This window comes from Psychromonas sp. B3M02 (genome assembly GCF_003318165.1).
In the GTDB taxonomy this organism is placed as follows: Bacteria; Pseudomonadota; Gammaproteobacteria; order Enterobacterales; family Psychromonadaceae; genus Psychromonas.
The window spans coordinates 1-10,030 of sequence record NZ_QOCB01000117.1 but is presented as its reverse complement, the minus strand read 5'-3'; the positions used below and the strand labels follow the sequence as shown (position 1 = coordinate 10,030).

Sequence of the window (10,030 nt, the reverse complement as noted above, 5' to 3'; positions counted from 1 at the left end):
TAAGGGACAAAACCTTTATGCAACGCAATACCGTTAATGATAGCGGCCATTGCAAACTCACGAACACCGTAGTGCAAGTAGTTACCTGAAGCATCATCAGCGGTAATCGCTTTAGTACCAGACCACATAGTGAGGTTAGATGGTGCTAAATCTGCAGAGCCACCTAATAATTCAGGTAGCATTGCGCCGTAAGCTTCGATACAGTTTTGTGAGGCTTTACGTGTTGCAATATTTGCTTGGTTTGCTTGTAAGTCAGCAATGTAAGCTGAAGATTTTTCTTCCCACTCAGCAGGTAGTTCGTTATTAACACGACGTTTGTATTCTGCTGCTAGCTCTGGGTAAGCCGCTGCATACGCTGCGAATTTCTCATCCCAAGATTGCTCTGCTGCTTGACCTTGTGTTTTGTTATCCCAACCTGCATAAACGTCAGCAGGAATTTCAAATGGACCGTGCTCCCAACCTAGCGCTTTGCGTGTTGCTGCGATTTCATCGTGGCCTAAAGGTGCGCCGTGACAATCGTGTGTACCTTGCTTAGCCGGAGAGCCAAAACCGATAATGGTTTTACAACAGATAATCGTTGGTTTAGTGGTTTCTGCTTTAGCAGAAATAATCGCCGCTTTAATTGCTTCTGCATTGTGACCGTCTACTGACAGTACTTGCCATCCGTAAGATTCAAAACGTTTAGGCGTATCATCAGTGAACCAACCTTCTACTTCACCATCGATTGAGATACCGTTGTCATCCCAGAATGCAATTAGTTTACCTAAACCTAATGTACCCGCTAAAGAGCAAGCTTCATGCGAGATACCTTCCATTAAACAACCATCGCCTAAGAAGGCATAAGTGTTGTGATCAACAATCTCGTGACCGTCTTGGTTGAATTGCGCTGCCAATGATTTTTCAGCAATCGCCATACCTACGGCATTAGTAATACCTTGGCCTAGTGGACCCGTCGTTGTTTCAATACCTGGTGCGTAACCATACTCTGGGTGGCCCGGTGTTTTTGAGTGCAGTTGACGGAAGTTTTTAAGGTCTTCGATTGAAAGGTCATAACCAGTTAGATGCAATAGAGAATAGATAAGCATTGAGCCATGACCGTTAGATAGAATAAAGCGGTCGCGGTCAGCCCAATCTGGGTTAGTTGGGTTGTGCTTTAGGAAGTCAGTCCATAGCACTTGTGCAATATCAGCCATCCCCATTGGTGCGCCAGGGTGACCTGAATTGGCTTGTTGAACTGCATCCATACTAAGGGCACGAATGGCATTAGCTAACTCTTGACGAGAAGGCATCTGTTTCTCCTGATTACATTTAGATTTAATAAAGAATATGTGCGGATATATCTGGTGCGGATTATCACAAATACGTGGTACGGGGGCAAACGATAATTTACAAATTGATCACATAATTGGAGAAAATAAAGTTTAACTGGAGAATCGCATAGAAAATGCAAAAATGGAGCTCAATAATATGAAATAAAATAATTAAGGGCATATTAAATACCCTTAATAAAACGCCATGAACTAGCTTTGTTGTTCAGCGTAGCCTGTATTTTTGTTTGGACCAAAAACAAAAATAATTCCCTGATCCAATAAGATTTGTGTGGTTTTATCAAAAAAGGTAATCGCTTGATCCGTTGGCATATGCTTAAGAATTAACTCTATCGCAATATCAAACCCTTCCGCATCGGGTAATGCCTTGAGTAACTCACCCGACTCAATAAAATACAAATAAGTATTAATTTTTTCCTGTAAGGTAAAAAGATGCACATCATCATGGTCCCATACTAACGGGTCGATAATACTCAAAAATACGCGTTTCGCTTCTTTTTCCATACCAATAGCATCAATGCTATCTGTTTCAACTACGCTCATTGCCGTTCCTAACATTCTTTATCAATTCGAGGGGGAAGAATAAATTCCATTTAAGTAAGAGGGTATAATTCGCGCCACATCGCCATTCCACCTTCAACGCTATAAGTGTCTTTATAACCTTGGTCAGCTAAATATTGAGCAACACCTTTACTACTATTCCCATGATAACAAACGACAAAAACAGGCGTATCAAACTGCACTTTTTCAAAAAACGCTTTCAGTGTTTCGTTATTTAAATTAAAAGCACCTTCTGCATGATCAGCAGCATAAGACTGCGCATCACGCGTATCCACAAGAACAGCCTCTTCATTCTCTAAACGTTGTTTGGTTTCAGCTATTTCTATTAGCTTAAATGTGGACATTTTTTGTTCCTTTATTAATTAAACATTTATCAATGCAAAGGTAGGTAATTATTTTATCGTATAAAAATATATACCGATGATTTTTATGTTATTACAAGGTGACGGCTAATACAAAAAGATATCATTGTTATTACAAAACAGTCTCTATCAACTATAATAAACAATAACATAAAGGCAACGACAAAGAATTGCTACATAATGGATAAAAATAAACACTAACCCCAAAAGGGTATCATTTTCGAAGTTTAATAAATAACATACAATATGTTGACTATAATATTACTGAAACTTTCGAGTTCTTAAGTAAAAATACAATAATGGACGATATTTTGATATTAGCACTTCAATATCAAACATGGATACGAATACAGTTTAATTTACAGGTACCTCTTTAATGAAATTTATAATAATAAGTGCAGTCTACAATATGGCTGATGAACTAAAAGCCAACATAGAGATACTTAAGCAACAAGACTATACAAATTTTGAGGTTTATTTTGGAGATGACCTTTCTACCGACAATAGTTGCCAAGTTATTGAAGAAAATATAAAAGATGACAAACGATTCCACCTTATTAAACACCAAAATAAACTGTTTTCTATGGGTAATATCTGTACTTGTATAAAAGCCGCTAATCCAGAAGATGAAGATGTGATAGTACTGGTCGATGGTGATGACAAACTTTCTTCCACCGATGTATTAAGTTATCTAAAAGAAGTCTACACAAAGCAGCAATGCTTAATGACTTATGGTTCATTCCAATCAGATGGAATTAAAGATAAAAACTGTAAACCTTATCCTAAAATAGCTACTTACTTTAATTTATTCAGGTTTTTTAAATGGAGGGCATCACACTTAAAAACATTCAAGTACAAACTTTGGAATAAAATTAATAAAACTGATTTAACTATCACTAGAAAATGCTACGAAAAAACAATTAAAAATGCATTACGTAAAGGTCAATTAATAACTTGGTCTCATTTGAGAAAAGTTCAATATGAAGATATTGTTACATCCACTTATGAATATGTAAGACGTTGTGATGATAAAACATTCACATTACCTATGTTAGAGATGGCCGGTGATAGAAGTTACCACATATCTCGAGTGCTCTATGATTACAATAAAGGTGGCGCACATGATTTTGGAAGCAGCGACAAGAAATGGGCACAACGTTTCATTCGAAATTGTATCTTTTTGAAACCTCGTTATCGTAAAGTCCACTTTGGTAAGTGATCATGAAAAGCCTAAAGTGTAACTCTAGAGAAAATATCGCTAATAAAGTGCTAGTGCAATATCGAATTTTTAACAATAAAGCCCCTATTGTTATTACTTTTTCACCAGCAGGTTATGTGCTAAGTGATAAGGATATTATTAATGGGAAAAATGGTTGGGGGTTTTCTTGCTTAGAAAAAATGAATGTTAATGTAATAACGTTCACCGCAATCAACAATAAACATTGGTTTGTTATTCCAGAAGTTCAAGAATATATTAATAAACTAATACCTCATCTTGAAGTGTTTCCCGAGCGCTTAGGGTACGGAGCAAGCATGGGCGCATTTGCATTATCAATCTATGCGACTAAATTAAAAATTGATAGACTATTATTAATAACCCCAATGAACTTACCTCCGAGTATCTATTCTGAAATAAAGTTCGATTATGCATCAAATTTTAATGGGGAAATAACTCTAATTTACGACCCGCTTTGTCCAGTTGATAAACAATGCGCATTACAATTCCCTAAACATACAAAATACTTAAGGTTTTACTCTGTTGGACACCAGGTTATCGAGTCATTAAGTTATATTCGCTATTTATCGACTTTAGTATCAAAGTTTATAGACAATAAAATTGATATTACTGAATTTTCATCACATGCAAGAAAGCGTAAAAACTTAGGGCGTTTTTACAGCTACTTAAAAAGAAACCCTACGAGAAAAAACACTAAAAAAAGAAAAATAACTATTTTATATCACTTCCTAAAATGGAACATAATGAATCCAGGAGCCTCCATCAATAGAACTATTTTTAAGCTAAAAAGAAGTGCTGAAAAAAGGTATTCAAAACTATCAAGCTAGATAACAGATACGTAAGGTTACTATTACACTAGCTTAAAATACAATCTCATACATGAAAGAATACTCTAATTCCATACCAAATATAAATTAGAGTTCATTACAAATAAGTAATTAAATAATATTTAAAATAAGAAAGATATCATGAAGATAATAATGATTGATAAACTTTTAAAGTAGCATCGACACCTTGTTCTACATTAAATTTATTCACCGCTCTTTCTTTGGCATTTTTACCGTAAAGTGCACATAACGCTCTATCATTATATAACTGCATAATGGCATCAGCTAACTCTTGAGGTTTAGATGGCGGAACAACAATACCTGAATGACCATCTTTCACTAACTCGGCATTACCACCTGTATCAGATACAATGGCAGGGACACCATATGAGTTAGCTTCTAATACAGCACGACATAAGCCTTCTCGTTTGGTTGTTGGTAATACGGTTAAATCAGAGGCAGCAGCGACTTCTGGCGCATCGGTTCGATAACCTAGCGCATGTACTCGACCAACACGTCCACTTGATTCAATTAACGCCTGTATTTTTTCTGATGAAGGATCCGCCCCGACTAATAAAACATCCAGGTTTGTATCCTTAGGCAATAAAGATAACGCTTCCATTAAAACAGGTAAGCCTTTACGCGGTCTTAAATTAGCAACTAGAGAAATAATAAAACTGTCTTCAGGTAGCTTTAATCCAGACAGATCAGCCTTTGGATTTTGATACCAGCTACTATCGTGGCCTTTATAAACGGTCACCGCTTTATCTTTATGTCGACCTAAGTGCGTTTTAAGCTCTAGCTCAACAGCCTTTGCAACACAAATAATTTTATCTAAGCGAGGGTGAAGTAATGTTAAATAACTTAAAGGATCTATCCGGCTCATATTCCCAGTCTGTCCTCTGTAAGCAATTGCTTTAACGTCTGTACCGATAGCCGCCATCGCGCCATTACAGCAAGCGATATTATTAAAAAGATGAAGAATTTTTATATCGCGATCTTTAATCAGCTGTTTGATTTTTTTAATAGTGGTTAATGAAAATTTCTGATTTAGCTTATCAGTGAACACTTCTATGCCATGCGACTCAAATAAAGCAATAAGTGGTGAGTTGGGATTACATAAAGCAACCACTTTCACTTTCCCCGTTTTATGTAACCCTATTATTTGAGATGCTTCAGGACGTATAGGGTTAATATTTTCACGAGCATGGTGTGTCACTGCTAAAACATTGATCATGTTAATTTAAAATCCAAAAAATTGATAAAATAAAGACCGACTCTTAAAAGGAATGCATTAATCTAAAAGAGTACGAGTAAAGAGTGTTAATTAATTTTGAATAATCAACTTAACTCTAGAAAAATAGCCATCTATTTTTCTGCTTTAATGGCTAGTTATCAAAAACTATAAACAATAAGTATATTATGTGTAGAGTATCTTATCCCTTAACACCAATCAAATCAGATAAGTAAAACCTAAACATTAAACTAATCGGTTATTTATTTAATATTTCCAATACTTTAGCTTTTTACGCATTTTAAAATTTTGAATAATATTACGTGGTTTGGTGTCTTGCCAGCCATCTGCGATCATCTCTTCAACAGCCGATAAAATACGACTAGATGAGTTCCCATCTAAGTAAGGCGTTATGGCCGGACCATAAGCTTTAATTTTATCTATTAAATTAGAAGAAGGTGATAGAGCTTGCTGAATCGCTCCTTTTAGCTCCGCAGCGTCAGTAATATTAATAAAACAGTCTAACGGTGATCTATTATTAACTGTAACAACAGGTTTATTTAATAACAGAAACTCTTGAAAGATTGAGGAATTATCACAAATCATTATATCCGCTCGGTGCAAAGCCTCAATAACTTGATCATTACCAAAAAAGACTAAATTATCTCCTTGTAAATTTTTATACTTTTGTACTGTCTGTTTCGCCATTTTAGGGTGTAATGTCACTATCCATTGCCACTGACTATCATCACTCAGCCGCTTAATCTCTTCATATACAAGTTCAGCACAGGATAATGAAGCTGAAAAAGTCGATGAAAATAATATTTGTGGACGTGAAAAAGTATCTGAAGCTTGATACTGGAATAAAGCATCTAATTTTACCCACCCTGTTTCAACTACTTTGCAATGCGTTTTATCTTTAATTGCTTTCAGCAACATGCCTGTTCGCTGTGGCCCTTCTGTACAATAAAGATCAAAAAGTCCTCTTTCAGGATAAACATTACCTCGTTTACTTTGATTTATCCCATGAAAAACTTGTACTTTAATACCAGGTATAAAACCAGGAACATGATTACCAGGGACAAACACTGCATCAGGTTTAAAAGCAATTGCATCATCAATGGAGGCTAGCATTTTCTCATCATCTCGCAAATATTGAACAGAAGCGTCATTTCCGACAATGAGCCATTTTACTTGGTAACCTTGGTTAATAGCTTCAATCTGTATTGGGCGAAGAATATCGAAAGCGTAATTTTGCTCTACATAAAAAAGAAATTTTAAGGGTTTTCTTTCTATATTTGATGGTGATGCATGCATTGATTTACCCTACATTTTGAACTAAAAACAAAGAATAGTAGTGTACACTACATCTTTTTGGCAAACAGTGAATAATTGATCATATGCTTATACGTTTAACTTACCGACTTTTATTAATATTGGTGGCCCCAGTTTTTTTAATTGGTCTATATAAATCTAAACCCAACAAACCTAAATTTGGAAAACGTTGGAAAGAGCATTTCGGAGTAACTCCAGTTATTCAAAAACCATTTGAGAAGCCAATTTGGGTTCATGCTGTTTCTGTAGGGGAAGTGGTTGCTATTACTCCTCTCATTAAAGCACTCAAGAAGCAAAAACCTTCACTCAACATTATAATGACAACGACTACCAGTACAGGTGCAGATGAGGTCAAGAAACTAGGAGGTTTAGTTGAGCACCGTTACATGCCTTTAGACTTCCCTTTTGCTATTAAAAGCTTTATCAACCGTATGCAACCTAGAGCATTGTTTATTATGGAAACTGAGCTTTGGCCTAATACATTATATTACTGTCAAAAAATGAATATCCCTGTGACCGTTATTAATGCTCGATTATCAGAAAGATCGGCTGTACGTTACAAAAAGTTTCCTTTCATATTTAACCTGTTACTAAGCAATATAAACTTTGTGCTGGCTCAAACTCAGCAAGATGCACAACGTTTTATTAACCTTGGTCTTTCAAAGCAACAGACACAAATAACAGGCTCAATTAAATTCGACATTAAAGCGACTCACGCACAATTAGACGCAGCACGGAATTTAAGGTCAACCCTAGGAAATACGCGACCTATATGGATTGCTGCAAGTACACATAAAGGTGAAGATGAACAGATTATCGCAGCCCACCAGCAAGTGTTAACAAACACCCAAGAGGCATTATTGATTATTGTGCCACGTCACCCAGAACGCTTCCGTTCAGTGGAAAAGTTAATTGCTAATAGTGGGTTGTCAGTCATTTCACGCAGTAGCGAACAGCCCGTTACAACACATACTCAAGTCTACTTAGGTGACTCAATGGGGGAAATGATGACGTTGTTAGGCGCAGCGGATATATGCTTTATCGCTGGAAGCTTAATTGGCGATAAAGTCGGTGGTCATAATTTACTGGAAGCAGCGGCCCTCAAAAAGCCTATTTTGAATGGCCCTAGTTACTTTAATTTTAAAGAGATCACCGAACAGTTAACAGCGCTAGGCGCCTGCACTATTTGCCAAGACGCAGAAGAAATTGCTCATACTGTAAAGGAGTTGTTTGAGAATAAGCAGATGCAAGAGCAACAAGGACAGCTAGCCCTCGATTTTGTAGAAAACAATCAAGGGGCACTCAATATAACCAGTAAAGCAATACAAAATATTATTGATGATAAGCTTTAATTAAGCATTCCCAGTCTTTAATACCCCACTTAATTTGGCGCTTATTAACTTCTTTGTTAAAAGAACGTAATAAGCGCTTCAAGTTGCCTTCTTTCCATTCGTGATCAGCTTGCTCATAGCACTTATCAAAATCGATAATCCAAGCTTTACCTTGTTGATCTAACAAAATATTGTGAATATTTAAATCGGTATGGTTAACCTGTGCTTGATGCATTTTTTTGATTTGCAATGCAATAGCTTGGTACTCAACCTCATTGAGTTGACGTTGCTGTAAAATGCTCACCAGATCTTGTGCATTTGGGATTTTTTCAGACAGTAAGTCAGCTTGATAAGTAATGCCTTTTTTAACCACTCTAGCAGCGATCGGCGTGGGCACATTTACATCAAGGTCTTTTAAAGTTTTAAGTAAATGAAACTCTGCAACCGAACGTGTATCTTGCCAACCAGTAAAAAAATAATGGTCTGAAATAATCTTGCCAAACAAACCGCCGCGTCGATAATGACGAAGCGCTGCTTGTATTGTCTTTAACTGAACAAACCATGTTGTGCCACGCCCTGTTGCTGAGCCAGTGACTTTATCTTTATGTTGCCAGTATTGAGCATCAAAACAACGTTCAATATCATCGCTAATTAAGCTATCATCAAACACTATATACAGAGAGTTTTGCTCAATCGTTTTCAACATGACTTATTCCATTTACTTTAAAGATAAGATACTAACATGCCTCTATTTACATCTGCACCAAAATCTATTTGCTTACTACGCCTTTCTGCAATTGGGGATGTATGCCATGCAGTGGCGATGGTGCAAGCTATTCAAAAACAATGGCCAACGACCAAAATCACCTGGATTATGGGGAAAATTGAAGCGCAGTTATTAAATGACTTGCCCAATGTTGAAGTAATCGTTTTCGATAAAAAAACGGGTTATCAAGGAATGAAAGCAATTTGGAAGCAGCTTTCTGGTAGAAAATTTGATGCGCTATTACATATGCAGCTCGCATTAAGAGCCAGCGCATTAACCATTGGAATAAAAGCAAAATACAAAGTAGGGTTTAACCGAAAACGTGCTAAAGAGGGACAATGGCTATTCACCAATAAAAAAGTCCCGGATACCGCGTCCCAACATGTATTAGATAGTTTCTTTGAATTCGCTTATTACCTTGGCATTGAGAAAACCACACCAACATGGCACATTCCACTCAGCGAGTCAGATATCAACTTCGCACAGAGCATTAGCCCATCAGGTAAGCCACTCTTTGTTATTAGCCCAGCTGCAAGTAAAGATGAGCGTAATTGGTTAACAGAGCGCTATGCAGCTATTGCAGATTACGCCATAGAGAAAGGTTTTGAAGTTGCTCTATGTGGTTCTCCTGCCCCCAGAGAAATCACTTTAGGTGAGAACATTCAAAAATTGATGCAGCAATCTGCAATCAACCTCATTGGCAAAACCACATTAAAACAACTCACAGCAACGCTGAAACAAGCACAAGTTGTATTGGCTCCAGACTCAGGACCAGCGCATATAGCAACAACACAAGGCACACCAGTCATTGGCTTATACGGTCACAGTAACCCACTCAGAACAGGCCCTTATTTAAGCCAAGATAATGTGGTCAGCGTGTATGAAAAGCATGTTGAATTACAGCATAAAAAACCTTTAAATGAGTTATCATGGTCAACTAGAGTAAAAGGTTCATATGTTATGCAAGATATAAACATAGAAGATATAATAAAGAAAATAAACAATGCTTAGATGACTAAATTTTATAGAAATTTAACTATACTAAAAAT

The 10,030-nt window shown here is 36.6% G+C and carries 10 protein-coding genes; 4 read left to right on the top strand and 6 right to left on the bottom strand.

Going from position 1 to position 10,030, the window contains the following annotated elements:
• The 3 genes from DS885_RS13345 to glpE form a co-directional block, all read right to left on the bottom strand.
• A partial coding sequence (locus DS885_RS13345) for a transketolase family protein (protein WP_309472396.1) occupies nt 1–1,289 on the bottom strand: 1,289 nt, incomplete at its 3' end.
• A gap of 231 nt (nt 1,290–1,520) precedes the next feature.
• Complete coding sequence (locus DS885_RS13340; protein WP_113819923.1) at nt 1,521–1,871, bottom strand: DUF6572 domain-containing protein; 351 nt, start codon at nt 1,869–1,871, stop codon at nt 1,521–1,523.
• A gap of 50 nt (nt 1,872–1,921) precedes the next feature.
• On the bottom strand, nt 1,922–2,233 hold the full coding sequence (gene glpE, locus DS885_RS13335; RefSeq protein WP_113819922.1) for a thiosulfate sulfurtransferase GlpE: 312 nt from the start codon (nt 2,231–2,233) through the stop codon (nt 1,922–1,924).
• 394 nt (nt 2,234–2,627) lie between these two features.
• Here glpE and DS885_RS13330 point away from each other — a divergent pair, with 394 nt between their 5' ends.
• Nucleotides 2,628–3,470, top strand: coding sequence for a glycosyltransferase family 2 protein (locus DS885_RS13330; protein ID WP_113819921.1), 843 nt, complete (start codon nt 2,628–2,630; stop codon nt 3,468–3,470).
• Nucleotides 3,471–3,472: 2 nt separating this feature from the next.
• The gene (locus DS885_RS13325; protein WP_113819920.1) at nt 3,473–4,315 is read left to right on the top strand and encodes a hypothetical protein; all 843 of its coding nucleotides are present in this window, start codon (nt 3,473–3,475) and stop codon (nt 4,313–4,315) included.
• A gap of 139 nt (nt 4,316–4,454) precedes the next feature.
• Here the strand turns inward: DS885_RS13325 and DS885_RS13320 are convergent, their stop codons facing one another.
• Nucleotides 4,455–5,552 carry a glycosyltransferase gene (locus DS885_RS13320; RefSeq protein ID WP_220149701.1) on the bottom strand — a complete coding sequence of 366 codons (1,098 nt, stop codon included), beginning with the start codon at nt 5,550–5,552 and terminating at the stop codon, nt 4,455–4,457.
• A 264-nt stretch (nt 5,553–5,816) separates the two neighbouring features.
• Nucleotides 5,817–6,866 carry a UDP-N-acetylglucosamine 2-epimerase gene (locus tag DS885_RS13315; protein ID WP_113819918.1) on the bottom strand — a complete coding sequence of 350 codons (1,050 nt, stop codon included), beginning with the start codon at nt 6,864–6,866 and terminating at the stop codon, nt 5,817–5,819.
• A gap of 83 nt (nt 6,867–6,949) precedes the next feature.
• Between DS885_RS13315 and waaA the strand changes: the two genes are divergently transcribed.
• Nucleotides 6,950–8,236, top strand: coding sequence for a lipid IV(A) 3-deoxy-D-manno-octulosonic acid transferase (gene waaA, locus DS885_RS13310; RefSeq protein ID WP_113819917.1), 1,287 nt, complete (start codon nt 6,950–6,952; stop codon nt 8,234–8,236).
• Here the strand turns inward: waaA and DS885_RS13305 are convergent.
• On the bottom strand, nt 8,217–8,921 hold the full coding sequence (locus DS885_RS13305; RefSeq protein WP_113819916.1) for a 3-deoxy-D-manno-octulosonic acid kinase: 705 nt from the start codon (nt 8,919–8,921) through the stop codon (nt 8,217–8,219). The genes waaA and DS885_RS13305 overlap by 20 nt on opposite strands.
• A 36-nt stretch (nt 8,922–8,957) precedes the next feature.
• Between DS885_RS13305 and DS885_RS13300 the strand changes: the two genes are divergently transcribed.
• Complete coding sequence (locus DS885_RS13300; RefSeq protein ID WP_113819915.1) at nt 8,958–9,992, top strand: glycosyltransferase family 9 protein; 1,035 nt, start codon at nt 8,958–8,960, stop codon at nt 9,990–9,992.
• Nucleotides 9,993–10,030: the final 38 nt, after the last annotated feature.